Source organism: Paenibacillus sp. EKM206P, assembly GCF_011066155.1.
In the GTDB taxonomy this organism is placed as follows: Bacteria; Bacillota; Bacilli; order Paenibacillales; family Paenibacillaceae; genus Paenibacillus; species Paenibacillus polymyxa_D.
The window spans coordinates 159,071-176,587 of sequence record NZ_JAAMNQ010000011.1; the positions used below are offsets into that span (position 1 = coordinate 159,071).

A 17,517-nucleotide genomic window follows, 5' to 3' on the forward strand; every position below is an offset into this window, starting at 1 on the left:
TCGAATCTGGCGGGGCTATTGTTATGGTGATAAGAGAGATGTAATACGGGAGCCAGCGTGCATAGGGGAGTTCCCTGTTAAGGATGATACGGCTACGCTTACGGTAGAAAAGGGAGAGTTGGGTGTTGCTAGAAAAATTATTGGCATACAAGGAATTAGGAATAGGACTCATTGTACTTTTGGTGTTGTTTGCGCTCATCATCAGAGGACTGATACGTGGTCGCAGAAATCGGATTTTACGTGATCTGGACCCACGCAAAATTGGAATTCAGGATATAGATCGTATGGAGGATGGCTCGGAATTTGAGCTTTATTTGCAACGGTTATTATCCGCGCTTGGCTATAAGGACATCTATAAAACAACCAGTAGCCGGGATTTTGGAGCGGATCTGGTTTTTACAGACCGTGAAGGCATCAGAGTTGTCATACAGGCCAAACGTTATGGCGTACAACATCCGGTGGGCTTGGGAGCAGTACAGGAAATTTACACCTCTATGCGTTATTATGCGGCCGACAAGTCTATCGTTATCACCTCCGGCCGTTATACGGAATCTTGTAAAACACTTGCTGCTGTCAACGGGGTTAAATTATTAGATCGCAACGACTTGATCGACATCATAGATTTATTCAAGGCTAGGCACCGCGAGGAGGTTATGGACCTATTAGAAAGTAAAGTAGATGTGATTGCTTCCAAATGGAGTGAAAGATAATCATAAAAGGGACTGAACTACTGGCGACGAGTTTGAAGGCCAGTAATCAGTCCCTTTTATTTTTTAACATGATGCTTGTTCTTATACTGTTATCATTAGATGCCTGTCCAGACATCCTTGGCATAGCGTTTTTCCTGTTGGAGACGATCCAACCATTGCTGTGCTTCTTCTTTACTGGTATGGTGTGCTTCCGCGTAAGCAGCACAAAGGGTGTTTTCTACATCGGGAGCCATCCGGCTACCATCACCGCATACATATAGATGCGCTCCTTCATCAAGCAAGTGAATCAGAGTGTCCGCATCTTCTTTCATGACATGCTGCACGTATCTTTTGGGTTGATCGGGCAGACGTGAAAAGGCTGTATGAAGCGTAACGATTCCTTCCTGCTCCCAGGCTTGCAGCTCTTGCTTGTACAGATAGTCAAGCTTAGGATTACGGCAGCCATAGTATAGGTGAGCCTCGCCGAGCTGTTCCCCTCTTTCTTTAAGTACATGGCGGGTTTGGAGGAATCCGCGGAATGGTGCCACTCCAGTACCTGGACCGACCATGATGACAGGCACCGTCGGATCTTCCGGCAAACGGAAGCCCGACTGAGGCTTACGCACAAAAATGACAATTGGATCATCTGGTTGGAGCTGCGCCAAATAGTTGGAGGCAATTCCCAGGTATTCGCCCTGTCCGCTACGGGCTGGTCCACGCACGACGCCCACGGTTATACTCGCTGAATTCTCCGATTCAAGCGGAGAGCTTGAGATGGAGTAGTACCTAGGCTTGAGTGGAGGTAACAGCGAGATAAAGTTTTCAAATGGCAGCTCGCAGGCTGGATACTTCTCCAGAATATCCAGCATCGTGACGTGCTTCTGTCGTATCTCTTGATCAAAGGTAGAATCCTCTAGCAAAGCTTCGATTTCTTTCTTGTGCGGTGGACACACTGTAAAGGATGCTAGTTGCCGTAGCTGGGCTCTCGTTGCCGGTTCTTGCAGTTCCACACTGAGAGTGAGCAAATCTCCTACGCTGACAGGCCGATCTAAGGGGAGATGCGCCGCATCCCGGTCACTGCCTCTCAATACGATGTAGTCTTGATCCTGTAACTTAAAGCGTTGCATTACTCTATTCGCCAACGAAGCAGGATTACGCGGCAAAACACCCAGATGATCACCCTCGCGATAGGACAATCCGGTTGGTAATTGGATCTCCAGATGCCGTGTACTGCGTTCACTTTCAGCAGCGTGCAATTCACGATTCGCGGTAACAACGGCAGTAGTTGCCTCATAGTTGGCCGCCAGAGGAGCGCTAAGTACGTCGCTTACAAACTCTATGCTCAGACTGCTGGTGTCCTGTGGTTCTGTATCACTGTGCTCTATGCCGAAAGCATTCAGCAATTCCGGCCATAGGCCGCGATTCCAGACTTCCCAATCCTTCTCGAAGTCACCACTGGCGTCGCCCTCGCCCCGATCATACAGTCGCTTTGCCCCTTTGGCAGCCATTAGCTCATCAATCATCCTTGGAATACGCTGATACGTGCTGGCCCAATTCCGGTCACCGCAACCAAAGACAGCGTACCTTATGCCTGCCAGTTGGCCCTCGTCTACCTGCTTCAACCATTCTACAAAGGCATCAGCATTATCCGGCGGATGTCCGTTATAAGATGCAGTCGTAATAAGTACCACGCCTTCTTTAGGCAAATGGTCCACATGTTCATTCAGAGTTGCTATGCTACTGTTAAAACCCCAATTCCGACCTAAATCGGCTAGTTCACCCGCAAGTCCCTCAGCTGTACCCAGATTCGAGCCGTACAAAGACAGCAAAGAAGTATCATGTTTTTCGGCATGAGGAGCTGCAACTTTTTGTTCCTCCTGTTCATGAAGTTCTTGAGCGGCACCCGGCAGCATGACGGCAGTCTGTGTGCTACGCGGTCGTACTTGAATGGTGAAGCCCTCAGGCTTGAGTGTGAGCGTCTCTTTGACTTTCAACTCATAATGAGTATGATCAATCAGCTCAAAATGTTTCAGTACCATACCCAGCACAAGGGTGGCCTCCTGTAAGGCAAACTGTTGTCCAATACAGGCCCGTTGACCGTTGCCAAACGGTTTATAGGCATCTTGTGGAATGGCGGATGGGTCCTCAAAGCGTTCCGGTCTAAATTCCTCAACATCTTCACCCCAAGCCTCGGTATCACGGTGCAGTTTCGGGATGAGTACATTTACACTGTCGCCCTTTTTAAGCGGATAGGTTCCGTCGAGCAGTGTATCTTCTTTGGCGAAGAGCGAGAAGGCGGGCGCTGTCGGCCATAGCCGCAGAGCTTCATTCAGTATCATCCTTATGTACTTGAGCTCACGCACCTGAGTATAGGAAGGCAGCGAATCGGTGAGCACGCGATCCACTTCTTCATAGGCTTTGGTTAGCGTTCGTGGATTTTTAAGCAAATAGTAAATGGCAAAGGATAAAAGCCCACTGGTCGTTTCATGACCGGCGATGAGGAAGGTGATGATCTGATAACGGATATTTTCATCATCCAGCGTTTCACCTGTTTCCGGGTCCTTGCCTTCCAGCATACGTGCCAGTAAATCCTCTTCACCTTGGTTGCCCAGGGTTTTGCGTTCTTGAATAATGCTGTCCACCAGAGAGAACATCGTTTCGATGTCGTGTTTAAACTGTTTTTTCTTCGATAACATCAGCTTGTTTTGCAAATTGAGGCGTTGCAACTGACCCATTGCTTCATCCAGTGCGCGTGTCATACTGGTCACGAACGGATGGGGCTGGTCGCGGTAAAAGCTGTTAAAACGATAATTAAAGCCGCATAATCCGATGGTATCCAAAGTCAGCCGGGTCATATCTTCCGGTACCTCTACACTTTCATCTGGATTGAGCCGAGACCATTTCTGCACCAGCTGAACCGCAAGATCAAGCATCATATTGTGGTAACCCTTCATAGCCCGCTGACTGAAGCTTGGTAGCAATATTTGATGGGCCTTGCGCCAGTTCGGTTCCTCAGTCCAGCTTGTGAATAGTCCGTCTCCGGCAAAAGCTCGTACTTTTTGTAAGGGAGCCCACACCTGCTTATCGAAACGGGATTCATCACAAGCATCTGCCACTAGCTTATGATCGGAAATATAAATGTTCGTTCCTTCAGGCAGATCCATGCGAAAGATGGGACCGTACTCATTAGCAAGCTTAACCAGAGACTGGACAGGGGCATGTGTATCAATCAAGGGCAGATTTCCTAAGGGACCATATGTTTTGGGTTGTGGAATTAAATGGGTCGAAGTCATTTTAAATGTTGCTCCTTTCAGATTGAAATAGGGTGATGGTTTCAAAGTACCTATGTTTTCCAAATTACACTTTATTCTTCCGGTATAAACGAAAATAAATGAATTTGGACAGTTCGTATAATAAAAACAAAGCAAAATATACATTTTTTACATAATAAACAAAGACATCACACTTATCACACTTCTATTAACAATGAATTTACAGAAACTCTTATGAAAAAATATGCTTTTATAACCGATATAAAGATGTTGGGGATTTGCATTTTATGTTGAGGTGATATGTCATGAAGAAACGAGCTCTATTATTAACTTTTAGGTGGATTCCCATTGTCACGATCTTTGCATTATTGGTAAGTGCATGTGGGCAATCAGACGTACAAACCAAGGCCGAACCCATTAAGGTGGGAATCGTACTGTCAGATATTGGTCTGGGTGACCAATCTTACAGCGACGCGGCTTTTCGAGGTTTGGTCAAGGCACGGGATGAGGGGAAGATTGTTTTTGAATACCGGGAAATAACGGAGACCAAGACGTATGATGCGGCTTTTGAGCAGCTTGCTCAAGAAAAAGCGGATTTAATCATTGGGTTGGGTTATATGGTGAAGGACAGTATGGAATCCATTGCCAAAAAATACCCAGACCGTAAATTTTTAATCGTGGATGAGAAATCAGATTTACCGAATGTGGCCTCTATTAGCTTCAAAGCAGAAGAGGGCAGTTTTATGGCTGGGGTCGTTGCCGGTTTGACGAGTCGCACCGAACAGGTGGGTTTTCTTGGAGGTGCGGAATCTCCTCTGTTGAAAAAATTTGAAATTGGGTACCGCGCAGGGGTGCAATCAGTCAAGCCTAATGCCAAAGTTACTGCAACGTATGCAGGAGATTTTGGAAAGCCGGAACTGGGTACGAAAATTGCAGATGACATGATTAATCAGGATCAGATTGATGTTATCTTTGCAGCCGCAGGTCTCACGGGCGTAGGTGCGCTACAGGAAGCGCAAAAACAGCAAAAATTAGCCATCGGGGTCGATAGCGACCAGTTTTTTATTGCGGAAAAGGCGGTAGTGACCTCGATGTTTAAAAATGTAGACATTGCAATTTATACAGCAGTCAAAGGCTTTGCAGATCATCAAAGAAAATTTACGGAGAAGGATATGGTGTTTGGTCTTGCAGAAGATGGCGTAGGTTTAGCGCCTATTCGTGTCGTGACACTGAGTCCGGATCAGCAAAAGTTGTTGGATGATTTAAAGGAAAAAATCAAATCCGGCACACTTACTGTTCCCACCCAATAAATTTTCGCAAACGGAGGATGAAAGCTGATGAAACTGCAAGGTAAACTGGTGCTGAATGCGATGATTTCCTTGATCGCTTGTCTGGCTTTAGTGGCATATATCATTTTTGAATTAATTCGTATTAACTCGCAAAGTAGTAATTTGGTTCCGGCTATGTTGAATGTACAGCAGCTCAATGCCTATTTGATTCAGTCGGGACAGGCGTTGCAAAATTATTCTGCTTCCATGACAGAGAGCAACAAAGCTGATGTGCAAAATCAACTGACTCAGTCTGAAAAGACGATTGCTTTGCTTTCACAGGGCATGATGCAGACCGAAGAACAGCAAAAACGACTGAATACGATTAAAACAAAATTCAGCCAATTGAAAGTAGCAACGGAGAAAGCAATGAGTACCCAAAACAGTCCGGAGTCCAAGCGGGAGGCCATGCGCGCCCAGGGGATTCAGAACGATGTTTTTATGCTGGATCTGCTGACCAAGGCACGTTATGACCAATACACAGAAGATTTGACCAAGAGCATTCGTTTTACTTGGCAATTGGCCTTAGCAGGTGCAGTTTTACTTCTGGTGGCAGTTGGGCTATATAATACATACACCTCCAGGCAGCTTGCCCTTAGAACACGTAAGTTAACGGATGCCGCAAAGCAAATTGCCGAGGGGAATCTGACCGTTCAGCTCGCACAAACGAAGGGACGCGATGAGCTGGACGAGCTCAATGAATCTTTCCGGGTAATGATCGGGAACTTGCGCAGCATTGTACTCTCCATTGATCAGGCGGGTAATCGTGTCGATCTGATGGCTCGGGATATTGATCACCATAATGAGGCCATGAAGGAAATTGTGACACAAGTCAGCACGTCAACAGAGGAACTGGCGATAGGCAGTCAGAAAATTGCTGAGGATCTGTCGTCGACAGTTGGTGTTGTGGACGAGATGCAGCAAAAGTTTGAATCGAATCTGCTGGAGACCACTCAATCGACCGCGTATAGTGAGGATGCTTTGCGTGTCATTGAGCAGGGTACGCGGGTCATGAGCGATCAACTGCGTATTGTTGCAGAAAATCGTTCAGCCATGTCCGAAGTGGAGCAGACAGTCAAGGAGCTGGAAGCTAATGCAGCCGAGATTACAACCATGACTGGATACGTATCCGAAATTGCGAGCCAAACATCGCTGTTGTCCTTGAATGCTTCTATTGAGGCTGCACGTGCGGGTGAAGCAGGAAAAGGTTTTGCTGTGGTTGCCAATGAAGTGAAAAAGCTGGCGAATCAATCAGAGTCTGCTGTAAAGAAAATTTATACCGCAGTTGACGGTATTACGCAGGCTATGGATAAAGTGAAGACTTCTGTGGCGCAAAGTCAGGAGCTGTTCCGTGAGCAGGAGAAGGCAACCTCCTCGACCGGAGAATCGTTTACAGAGATTAGTGGCAAAGTGCAGCAAATTGCCGGCCAAGTCAGCAAGCTATCAACGGACATGAATGTATCGCGAGAATTGAGCGTACAGGTGCAGCAAGCTATCGAAAATATCAGCGCAATCACTCAGCAATCCGCCGCAGGCAGCGAAGAGATTACAGCTTCCACGGTAGAGCAGAAGCGTTCATTTGAGGAATCGGCTGAGAAGGTAAAAGAGCTTCGTCAGATTCGCGAGGAAATGCAGCGGGAACTGGATCGTTTTCAGGTGGAAAAGACAAGCTAAAACCTGTGAAGCGAGTATCTGTTTTTGCTGAATAATGAATATAAGCAGCCAAAGAAGAAGTTCTACCTAACACAGGGAGACTTCTTCTTTTTTTATTTTAATGATGTACTCATATGAAGTTTTATTAAGTTTGATTTACATAGGCAGGGAATTCCAACTCTTACGTCAAATAGATTTAGGGAGAATATGTCACCACGTATATGGGCAAGAGGAAGATGGACAACGAAGTCCGGAAGGATGAAGTTACGGGAATGTTGCGACTTAAGCTTCAATTGATACTGAAAAATAAACAGACAAGACTGATTCTACTGCTCACTTTGTGTGTGTCGCTCGTGATTAGCGTGATCGGCTTGCTATCGTATTCAGGATACCGTGAAGGTTTGGATACCGAGTTGAACACACCCAATATAGAATTATTGCAAATCAATCTGGATGTAACCAATCGGGCTTTTCGTGAGTCTGATAACAAGGCGCTGGATGCAGCATATCATCCGGATGTAGAGGCTTTTGTACGTGTCCAAACGGATAGGAAATCGCTGGAAGATAACGCCTCCGTCATAGATCGGCTTCAGAAATACTTGAAAACCCTTTCTTCACACGAAGAAATTTATTCGGTTGAAGTGATTTCTTTGGACAATCATGCTCTCGTATCCAGCAATTATGGTTACATGCCTGATTGGAAGCAGGCGCCGGATACCACATGGGTTCCCTGGATTCAGGACATTCAAAAAAAGCCGTTGTTGATTAAGCGGAGATGGTACGGCACCGATCGTGAGCAGGGGACGTTAGAGCTGCTTTCGCTGGCCAGGCCCATAGTAGAGAATGGTCAGGTCATGGGTGCGGTGCTAATCAATCTGGATTACGACCGTTTTTTCTCCAAACTATATATTCATTTATCCAACTCGCAATACGTGTATGATCTGGAGGGCGAGTTGATCTATCCCAAGCTGAGATTGTCCTTACCCTTAAATGATATGGGCAGGGTTTTGAAAGAGCTGGATGTGAGCCCCTATGCTTATGTGGAGATAGGGAATATGGAATATATGGCGAACCAAACCTTTTCTGATGTAACGGGCTGGCGTCTAGTCTCGCTCGTTCCGATGGACAAGCTGCTAAAAAATGTAAAGCTGGCGCGCAATATGATGCTGTGGCTGGCCTTTATCTCCATACTGGCTGGGTGCTCAGCAGTTTACTATTACAACTATGCAGCTTTTCGCCCCATGAAAAAAATTAATAGCCTATTGAATTCGGGTAATAAGGGAACGCGCCAAGGAGGATTGTATGACCTGGAACCTGTGATTAGCAAACTGGTTGGAGAGTTTCATCGCAAATCATTGGTGGTAGAGCGAAGCCTGCCGGAGCTGCGTTCCAAATATATGGAAGATGTCATCCAGCGTAGAATGGGCATACAGGAAATGCGTATGAAATGGGAACAGTATTTTTCCGATTGGGACGGTAATTCTTTGTTTGTCATAATCGTGTCCATCGACCGATATTCTGCGTGGGCTGCAAGCTTTCCAGAAGAGGATAAAATGCTGCTCAAGTATGCGCTGAACAATATTTTGCTAGAGATGCTTGAACCTTACTGGAAAGCAGTATGCTCGCCGGAAGAGGAAAGTGGTTTTATTGTGCTGTTACAGTACAGCGAGAGTTCGAATGAAGTTGAAGTTGGTTCGGAGACTGCCCTCCAAGAGAGTATTTTGCTTCACAAAAGCGTTGATAGACTGATTCAGGTTGTCGGTGAGTATCTTCCTTTGACCATTTCTATAGGGATTGGTCATATGGTCACGGATATTCAAGAGGCACGGGCATCTTTTATAAAAGGAAAAGAGGCCCTTAATTTGCGTTTGTATGAGGGGTATGGACGTTCATATACGAATATGGACAGCGATATAAGTGTGAAAAAGGATAATACAGTGGATGAACAGTCAAAGGAGCAAATTCAGGATTCAACATTGTTGGACGATCGGCGTGTGGAAATAATTCATGCCCTGGAGTCGCAGGAACCGGGTGCAAGTGTAAAGCTAATCAGCCACTGGGTAGAAGAACTTCGACTCCACAGAACATCCCCAGCCCAGGTCTACTTGTTTGTTCATGAATTGCTGGAAGATTTGCTGAAATGGTGTGCCACTCAGAGTGTGACGCCGCCGGATCAGCTTGCTGATTACCACTGGAATCAGATTCTGACGCTAGACCTTCAAGACATTGAGGTATTGCTGGTCACTATGTTGACTGATATTGAAGAAAAATGGCACGGACGTATTCAGTCCAAAGATTTTGTGCGTGTACAAGAGATGATCGAATATATGGAACATCATTTGCATTTGAACATCGGGCTTCAGGAAATTGCGGATCATGTTCACATGAGCGTGTCCTCGGTGAGCAGTATGTTCAAGGAAGAAACAGGGACCACCGTTTACGATTATTTGACTGGATTACGCGTAAAAAAGGCATGCACATTACTATGTGAAACCCATTTGAAAATCGGAGAAATTGCAGAGCAGGTTGGATACCGAAATGAGAACAGCTTTATTCGGGTATTCCGCAAGCATAAGCAAGTGACCCCAGGGAAATTCAGACAAATCAGCAAATCTTCCAATGAATATGCAGATCGGTCAAAAGGTTGATACTTGGCGAAATAGAAGATAAATACGAAGATTAAGCGATAGCTGTAGCCCTCCACGTTGCGGTACATTGACTTCATGTAAACGCAAACAACAAGACCGAAAACGTTGGAGGTGAAAACGGGCGCATGACGGGCCCAGTTCATTTTTGAGAAGAGGAAACGTAATGAAGAAAAAGCCATGGCAAAAATATGTGCTGGTTGCGGCGGGAGTAGCTATGCTTTCTGCCTTGAGTATCAGTGAATATGTGGATCACCGCACCCTGCAGGATCACAGCCGTATATTTCCTACGAAGCCAATAACCCTTGTCGTTCCCTATGCAGCCGGAGGCGGTACAGATATTACCGCGAGAGCGTTGGCGAAAGCCGCCGAAAAGCATCTCGATCAGCCGATCATCGTCGTCAATCGAACGGGAGGAGGCGGTTCTGTCGGGCTGATGGAAGGGGCTGAGGCGCAGGCGGACGGTTATACCGTAACGTATCTGGTCGCTGAGCTGACTACGTTGCCTCATCTGGGACTGCTACCGCTCACCTATGAGCGATTTAAGCCGCTGCTTCAAACCAATATGGACCCTTCCGCCATTACGGTTCGGGCGGATGCACGATGGAAGACAGCAGAGGCATTTCTGGAGGATGCTGAGGCCCATCCCGGCAAGCTCAAAATGGGGAATGCAGGCACAGGGAGCATATGGCACCTTGCTGCCGCAATGCTGGAGCAGAAAAGCAGAGTCCGCTTTACCCATATTCCTTATGAGGGAGCAGGCCCAGCCGTCTCCGCTTTAATGAGCGGATTTGTGGATGCTGTACCCGTCAGTCCCGCAGAAGTGAAGAAATACGTGGACGAAGGGAAACTTCGCATACTGGCGATCCAGTCAGACACTATTTCGGAAGCGTTTCCAAAAGTGCCGACACTACAGCAAGCCACTGGGCTGCGTGTACATTTTATCGGCACTTGGAGAGGGCTGGCTGTGCCTAAGGATACACCGGATGCAGTTGCTCAAACGCTAACGGATGCACTGATCAAGGGAACGAAAGACGAGGAATTCAGGGAGGAAATGCGTAAGCATGGGTTGGGATTGCGTGTCCAGGATGCAGACGCATTCGCGCGACAACTGAAGGAGAGTCATGATACCTTCGCGAGACTGATTCCCGAGCTCGGTTTGAGCCGCAAGTGACACGGCCTTGTTTTTGCATTGGCAAAAACGAAAGGGTTGAACGAAGTTATGAAAATCAAACAAAACATTGATAAAATTCCAGGGGGCATTATGCTGGTGCCGCTGTTTATTGGCGCGCTTTTTCATACATTTACTCCATGGGCAGGCGACTATTTTGGATCTTTTACCAAGGGGCTGATGACAGGTACGGTACCCATTTTAGCAGTGTGGTTTTTTTGTATGGGGGCTTCTATAGATGTGCGAGCGACGGGTACTGTATTGCGTAAATCAGGAACGCTCGTATTGACTAAAATCGCGGTCGCGTGGGTAGTGGCGATCATTGCATCCAGATTGCTGCCTGTTGGGGGTGTAGAAAGTGGGCTATTTGCAGGTTTGTCGGTGCTGGCGCTGATCTCGGCTATGGATATGACGAACGGCGGGTTATACGCCTCCATTATGCAGCAGTATGGCTCCAAGGAAGAGGCGGGAGCATTTGTACTGATGTCACTGGAATCGGGTCCATTAGTGACCATGATTATTTTGGGTAGCACCGGACTGGCCGTTTTCGAACCGCAGACATTTGTGGGGGCGGTATTACCATTTTTGATCGGCTTTATGTTGGGCAATCTGGATCATGATTTCCGAAAGTATTTTGGGAACGCAACGCAAGCCTTAATTCCATTTTTCGGTTTTGCACTTGGGTGTTCCATTGACTTGAGTGTCATTGTCCAGACAGGTATGCTTGGTATTTTATTGGGTATTTTTGTCATTCTCGTTACAGGTATTCCACTAATTTTGACGGACAAATATATCGGTGGTGGCAACGGTACAGCAGGGATCGCAGCTTCCAGTACAGCAGGTGCAGCAGTAGCGAACCCAGTCATTGTCGCCAATATCAAGCCTGAGTTCCTGCCTGTTGCGCAATCTGCAACGGCATTAGTTGCCGCTTCAGTCATTGTGACCTCGATTTTGGTACCTATTCTGACGGCATACTGGGCCAATTATATGAAGCGTAAGGAGAAATCCCGAGGAGCAGGGCCTGTAAATCCAGGGACGAATGTACCTAAATGAGGATTTTACAAAAATCCTGAAATAAAGTTTGGATTGTGATGGTTCAACTTATGAATCTTTCCATTACCCGGGAAATGCTTTTGCAGTTATGCCTTCAATCCTAACATCACAAAACTTGTCCTAAAACACTTCTGCAAACATACATATGTAAGCAGAGGAGCGTGATGGGATTGGAAAACAAGGTGCGCCGATACTACCAGTTAAAGCAAAAGCAAAAAGAAATTGAAGGTGAACTGACTGATTTGCGTAATGACATTACCGCTCATTGTGCGCAGAAGGAAGTGTCAGATTGGGAAATTGGCAACTATCGGGTCAAGATTGTGCAGCAGCACCGTAAGGAATACGATCATACAAAGCTGTATGATTCACTGCCTGATCCGCAGCTATGGCGCTTGTTTTCCAAGCCGGATACGTCGAAGATTGCCAGTTTGCTTAAGCTCAAGGTCATCGCAGAGGAGCAAATAAAAGATGCTGTTTCTCTTAAAACGGTGACGCTATTGCAAGTGGATAAAAAATAAATAAAAAGAGCTGCCCCCGTTTTCGGAGCCAGCTCTTTTTATTGTCTGTTGTTACTAGTCTTCTACCTTCACACTCTATGAGTTATTTATCAGACAAACTTTTTCCCACTCCTTTGAGAAAATGAATGCCAAATCCCATTGCCCGGTTTACATCTGGATCATTCATCGCCTTCATAAGATCGCGCAGACGAGTTTTTTTATTCTGCTTTAGATGTTCATCAGCTTCGTTCAGGCCATTGGTAACACTGTTTGCCAGCTTTTTCATCAGCTCGGGGTCTACCTCGGACAGCATCCCTGCTGCTCCCATCAGATTATTAATGATGTTCGTCACAGGCTTACGTGTCGCTTGTCCTACAGCGATTTTAGCGATGCTTTCTTTGGCTTTTAGCATAGACTGAGCTGCTTCGAGAAGACCACTGTCGTGTAGCTCGCGTACGATTTCAAGCGTCTTCTGCAATGCCACTCCATTGTCCGCCAGATCAGCAGTAAGCTGATCCAGCGATTGTTTTTGGCGTTCTTCTTCTGTCAAAACGCGTTTTCTTACAATTGAAATAGGCTTAGCCACGGTTCGACCTCCTTATTTTTGATCTACCAAATCAACATAACCGGGACGATTCCACTTACGGTCCACTTCAACCCCATTTTGCGGGTGACGCTTTTTGTAACGCGGATTAATACGTGGGAGTGGATTTTGACCATCTACCTCCAAAATTTGCATCCGTACTTTGGCTTGTTTATAGGCCGGTGTACGGGTGACCACATCGAACGCTCCACCAGTTAACAGATTGACAGCACCATCATGGCTGGTAGAGTGCATCGGCACATAAATTTCAGTTCCCTGCACCCGGTCTGTAACCAGAACGCGTAGCTTGACCGCACCATAAGGGGATTCCAGTCGAACCAGCGATCCATTATGGATTCCGCGCTCCTCAGCCAATTCAGGTGACACTTCCACAAATACTTTTGGGAGTTTGAGCTGAATGCCTGCCGATTTGGTCGTCATATTTCCCTCATGAAACTGTTCGAGCAGTCGACCATTATTTAAGGTCAGATCGAATTCAACAGGGTATTCTTTTGGTGGTACATATTCGAAAAGTCCCAAACGCGCTTTTTTATCTGGAAAGTTAAAGCCGTTGGTGTGCAGCAGCGGTGTATTGCTACCATCCGGCGACCCCCAGTGGAAGCTGTTCCAGCCTTCCAATACGTCATAATTACATTGGGAGAAAAATGGAGTGAGCGACGCCATTTCCTCAAAAATTTCACTTGGATGGCTGTAATCCCAATCAAATCCCATATGCTTGGCAAATTGGCTGAAAATCCACCAATCCGGTTTACTGTCTCCCATAGGGCGGAGTGCTTCGTATAAACGCTGGACACGACGTTCGGTGTTCGTAAAGGTTCCGTCTTTTTCAAGTGAAGGTACGGCTGGCAAAATAACGTCAGCGAATTCAGCTGTCTTGCTCAGAAATACATCTTGAACGACAAGGAAATCCAAATTCGCCAGCATTTCTTGGGTATGGTTGGAGTCGGCATCCACCCATGCCATCTCTTCTCCAGCGATATACATCGCTTTGAGCTCACCTGCTTCAATGGCTTCTAGCATCTGAATGTTGTCCAGTCCGCGTTGACCTGGGATTTGTACGCCGTAGGCTGCTTCAAACTTGGCACGAATGACATCGTTCGTCACGGGCTGATAGCCCGGGAAAATATCCGGCATCGTACCCATATCGGCAGCACCCTGAACATTGTTATGTCCGCGAAGCGGATATGCGCCTGCACCCGGACGCATAAAGTTTCCAGTCACCAGCAGCAGGTTGGCAATCGCAATCGAAGTGTAAGAGCCTGCGATGTTTTGCGTCACACCCATGCCCCAGCAAATGGCAGTGCCGTCGGCTTCGTGAATCATAGTCGCTACCTGAATCAGTGTCTCTTTGGAAATACCAGTTTCCTGTTCGGCAAAGTCCAGGGTGAATCGCTCTAGCAATTTCAAATATTCAGGATAGAAGTTTACATGCTTTTCAATGAATTTTGCATCATGCCAGTTTTGCTCAATGATGTATTTGGCTACAGCGGATAACCATACATAATCAGTACCTTGCTTCGGACGAATGAACAGATCTGCGCGTTCTGCCATTTCATGCTTGCGCAGGTCGACCGAGATTAACTTTTGACCGTGCAGCTTATGCGCACGTTTGATACGCGTAGCCAGCACCGGATGTCCTTCTCCCGGCGCGCAACCGACCAGCACGACCAAACCTGCTTTGGCAATATCTTTAATCGTACCGCTGTCCCCACCGATGCCTCCGGTGTATTGCAGCCCCCATGACGCAGGAGATTGGCAATACCGTGAGCAATTATCGACGTTATTCGTTTGGAAGACCTGACGAGCCAACTTCTGCATCAAATAGTTTTCTTCATTGGTAAATTTGGACGAAGAAATAAAGCCGAGTGCTTCGCCACCGTAAGTTTCTTGAATAGCTCCCATTTTACTGGCCATCAGGCTCAGTGCTTCTTCCCAGGTTGCTTCCACAAATTCGTCACCTTGACGAATTAAAGGGGAGGTCAGACGCTGATCGCTGTTCACAAAATCCCAGCCAAATTTACCTTTTACGCATGTCGAGATGCCGTTAACAGGTCCTTCAGAGGTAGGTTGTACCTTCAAAATTTTGCGACCTTTGGTCCAAACCTCAAAGCTGCAACCTACACCGCAAAACGTACAGATGGTTTTCGTTTTTTGCGTACGGGTTTCGCGCATCGCTGCTTCGGCTTCGGAAATAGCAAAAATCCCACTATAGCCCGGTTCCACTTCCTTTATTAAATCCACCATCGGATTTAATAAATCCTTGCTCATGCCACTCATGAAGCCTGCTTCTCCCAGCATAGATTTCTCCATCAAGGCATTACATGGACAGACGGTTACACACTGACCACAGCTAACGCAGGAGGAATCGTTAATCGCAACCCGGTCATCCCATATGACGCGAGGACGTTCAGCCTCCCAGTCGAGGGACAGTGTTTCATTAACCTGAAGGTTTTGGCATACCTCTACGCATTGGCCGCATGCAATACATTGATTGGGGTCATATCGGTAGAAGGGATGAGACATATCTACTTCTGTTGGGTCAACTTTCGGTTGATATGGATATTTTTGATGTTCAATTTCCATAAGCTCTGCTGTATTATGTAAAGTACAATTACCGTTGTTATTATCACATACGGTGCAGTAGAGGAGATGATTTTCCAGCAATCGGTCCATAGCCTCGGTTTGAGCTGCTTTCGCGCGATCCGAATGTAAATGAATATTCATTCCATCCGAAGCCAATGTCGAGCAAGAACGCATAAGTTTTCCGTCCACTTCCACGATACATGTGTCACAGGTACGGATCGGATCGACTTCGGGAACGTAACACAGCTGGGGATGGGCGATATTGTTTTCGTTAATCACTTCAAGAATCGTTGCGCTGCTCTTCGTTTTCAGTTCCTGTCCGTTTAATGTAATTTTGATCGTACTATCAGTCACGGTTCAGGCTCCTTTCAGATTTTAAATTTAAAAATTAGGAATAAAAAAACTCCACCATAAACACAAGTGCTCATGTTCCAGCACTTGTGTTTATGGTGGAGTAGTGACCAAGCTCTAGGTCCTGGAGGCCAATCCGCCATTTGAATATGTATTAATAACAAACAGTACGCACCGTCTGTATATCAATAACTTCTGAATAACTTAGATATGTCATTTTCTGCATGTTATCTCGTGTAACTATAACGTAAAATTTAAGATAGTTCAACGGTACATTACTATTTTTTTAATTGATAATGATTATCGTTTGAGAAAACGAAAAATCATTGACAAACGTTCCAGGATTGCTAACAATAGGAATGTAGTCTATTTCAGAGCAATCGTAAATGGAGTGTACGTGGGAATCGCGTATATTTTATTTGTCGCAGCGCTTGTTAGTTTGATTTTTCTATATCGCATGATGTGGGATTCGTAAAATCCTGATGTAGATAAATTAACCGGCATTTAGCAGATTCTTCGATATTCATAAGCGAAGAAGTTGTTGTGATGCCGGTTTTTTGGTTCAGTATAAAATGAATGGAAATACCGTTCCGATTTAAAGGGTAAAGAGTTTTATTAATGAAGACGGATTGAGGTGAACAGGATGGCGAACCGGAGCGACGATCAATGGAATCGTCCGTTACGGGACTTAAGAATATCCGTCATAGACCGATGTAATTTTCGGTGCCGATATTGTATGCCGGAAGAAATATTTGGCCATGACTATCCGTTTTTGCCAAAAGAAAAAATATTGACCTTTGAGGAAATCACACGCCTTTCCCGTATTTTTGTCTCGCTGGGCGTTACGAAGCTGCGTATTACTGGTGGTGAGCCGTTGCTGAGGAAAAATTTGTCCTCGCTTATTCATTCGTTAACTCAACTCGATGGGGTTGAAGATATTGCAATGACGACAAACGGCGTATTTTTGCCTAAATATGCTGCAGCACTGCGAGAGGCGGGACTGAAGAGAGTGACGGTTAGTCTGGATTCGCTCGATGATGATCGATTCCGCCAAATGAACGGGGGCAGAAGCAGCGTAAAGGCGGTGCTGGATGGTATTGAGGCTGCGGATCAAGCAGGGATGCAGGTGAAAATAAATATGGTCGTGCAAAAGGGCTTTAACGATCAGGATATTGTACCCATGGCCGACTATTTCCAAAAGAAAAAGCATATTTTACGTTTTGTTGAGTTTATGGATGTAGGCAACACCAATGGCTGGAAATTAGATCAGGTCGTTTCCAAGCAGCAGATCATCGAAGCCATTCACGAGCATATGCCGTTAGAGCCTGTCGCACCCCAGTACAAAGGTGAGGTGGCGACGCGCTACAGGTATCAGGACAGAGACGGGGAAATCGGTATTATTTCGTCTGTTACGGACGCCTTCTGCTCCACATGTACACGAGCGAGAATTTCTGCTGAAGGCTCCTTGTACACGTGCCTGTTTGCCTCTCAAGGGTACAAGCTTCGCGCGATGCTACGTTCCGAACAGTCCGATGACGAGATTAGAGCTTACATTGAGCGTGTTTGGAGAGAACGTACCGATCGTTATTCAGAGGAACGACTGAATCATACACAGCAAGCAACGTCTAAAATTGAAATGTCACACATCGGCGGGTGAGCCGAAGAGCCAGC

Annotated in this window: 10 protein-coding genes and 1 pseudogene; 8 read left to right on the plus strand and 3 right to left on the minus strand. The window is 46.3% G+C overall.

All coding sequences use genetic code 11. The annotated features are described in order from the left end of the window. Positions 1-122: 122 nt before the first annotated feature. Positions 123-710, plus strand: a complete 588-nt coding sequence (locus G9G53_RS20265) for a restriction endonuclease (RefSeq protein WP_165149872.1) — start codon at positions 123-125, stop codon at positions 708-710. Between the two features lie 95 nt (positions 711-805). On the opposite strand, the gene G9G53_RS20270 is transcribed toward G9G53_RS20265, so the two are convergent. Continuing rightward, complete coding sequence (locus tag G9G53_RS20270) at positions 806-3,982, minus strand: bifunctional cytochrome P450/NADPH--P450 reductase (protein ID WP_165149886.1); 3,177 nt, start codon at positions 3,980-3,982, stop codon at positions 806-808. A gap of 284 nt (positions 3,983-4,266) precedes the next feature. Here G9G53_RS20270 and G9G53_RS20275 point away from each other — a divergent pair, with 284 nt between their 5' ends. The 6 genes and pseudogenes from G9G53_RS20275 to G9G53_RS20300 all read left to right on the plus strand — a co-directional run bounded on the left by G9G53_RS20275 (position 4,267) and on the right by G9G53_RS20300 (position 12,329). Further along, positions 4,267-5,271: a BMP family lipoprotein gene (locus G9G53_RS20275; protein ID WP_029515426.1), complete on the plus strand. Its 1,005-nt coding sequence runs from the start codon at positions 4,267-4,269 to the stop codon at positions 5,269-5,271. Between the two features lie 27 nt (positions 5,272-5,298). Continuing rightward, positions 5,299-6,963: a methyl-accepting chemotaxis protein gene (locus G9G53_RS20280; RefSeq protein ID WP_029515425.1), complete on the plus strand. Its 1,665-nt coding sequence runs from the start codon at positions 5,299-5,301 to the stop codon at positions 6,961-6,963. A 215-nt stretch (positions 6,964-7,178) separates the two neighbouring features. Further along, positions 7,179-9,625 (plus strand): annotated as a pseudogene (locus tag G9G53_RS20285) (AraC family transcriptional regulator). A gap of 128 nt (positions 9,626-9,753) precedes the next feature. Continuing rightward, the gene (locus G9G53_RS20290) at positions 9,754-10,761 is read left to right on the plus strand and encodes a tripartite tricarboxylate transporter substrate binding protein (RefSeq protein ID WP_165149890.1); all 1,008 of its coding nucleotides are present in this window, start codon (positions 9,754-9,756) and stop codon (positions 10,759-10,761) included. A gap of 48 nt (positions 10,762-10,809) precedes the next feature. Beyond that, positions 10,810-11,811 carry a 2-keto-3-deoxygluconate transporter gene (kdgT, locus tag G9G53_RS20295; RefSeq protein WP_165149892.1) on the plus strand — a complete coding sequence of 334 codons (1,002 nt, stop codon included), beginning with the start codon at positions 10,810-10,812 and terminating at the stop codon, positions 11,809-11,811. A 164-nt stretch (positions 11,812-11,975) separates the two neighbouring features. Continuing rightward, complete coding sequence (locus G9G53_RS20300; protein ID WP_069010419.1) at positions 11,976-12,329, plus strand: hypothetical protein; 354 nt, start codon at positions 11,976-11,978, stop codon at positions 12,327-12,329. Between the two features lie 82 nt (positions 12,330-12,411). Here G9G53_RS20300 and G9G53_RS20305 read toward each other — a convergent pair whose 3' ends face one another. Then, entirely contained in the window at positions 12,412-12,894 is a 483-nt protein-coding gene (locus G9G53_RS20305) for a DUF1641 domain-containing protein (RefSeq protein ID WP_029515420.1), read from the minus strand. 12 nt (positions 12,895-12,906) lie between these two features. Next, positions 12,907-15,849: a formate dehydrogenase subunit alpha gene (gene fdhF, locus G9G53_RS20310; protein WP_165149894.1), complete on the minus strand. Its 2,943-nt coding sequence runs from the start codon at positions 15,847-15,849 to the stop codon at positions 12,907-12,909. 640 nt (positions 15,850-16,489) lie between these two features. Between fdhF and moaA the strand changes: the two genes are divergently transcribed. Then, positions 16,490-17,503: a GTP 3',8-cyclase MoaA gene (gene moaA / locus G9G53_RS20315; protein ID WP_039274505.1), complete on the plus strand. Its 1,014-nt coding sequence runs from the start codon at positions 16,490-16,492 to the stop codon at positions 17,501-17,503. Positions 17,504-17,517: the final 14 nt, after the last annotated feature.

Bases quoted from the DNA above. Each gene is read 5' to 3' on its own strand.
- G9G53_RS20270 (WP_165149886.1), bottom strand. From the start codon at position 3,982: ATGACTTCGACCCATTTAATTCCACAACCCAAAACATATGGTCCCTTA.
- G9G53_RS20275 (WP_029515426.1), top strand. From the start codon at position 4,267: ATGAAGAAACGAGCTCTATTATTAACTTTTAGGTGGATTCCCATTGTC.
- G9G53_RS20280 (WP_029515425.1), top strand. From the start codon at position 5,299: ATGAAACTGCAAGGTAAACTGGTGCTGAATGCGATGATTTCCTTGATC.
- G9G53_RS20290 (WP_165149890.1), top strand. From the start codon at position 9,754: ATGAAGAAAAAGCCATGGCAAAAATATGTGCTGGTTGCGGCGGGAGTA.
- kdgT (WP_165149892.1), top strand. From the start codon at position 10,810: ATGAAAATCAAACAAAACATTGATAAAATTCCAGGGGGCATTATGCTG.
- G9G53_RS20300 (WP_069010419.1), top strand. From the start codon at position 11,976: ATGGGATTGGAAAACAAGGTGCGCCGATACTACCAGTTAAAGCAAAAG.
- moaA (WP_039274505.1), top strand. From the start codon at position 16,490: ATGGCGAACCGGAGCGACGATCAATGGAATCGTCCGTTACGGGACTTA.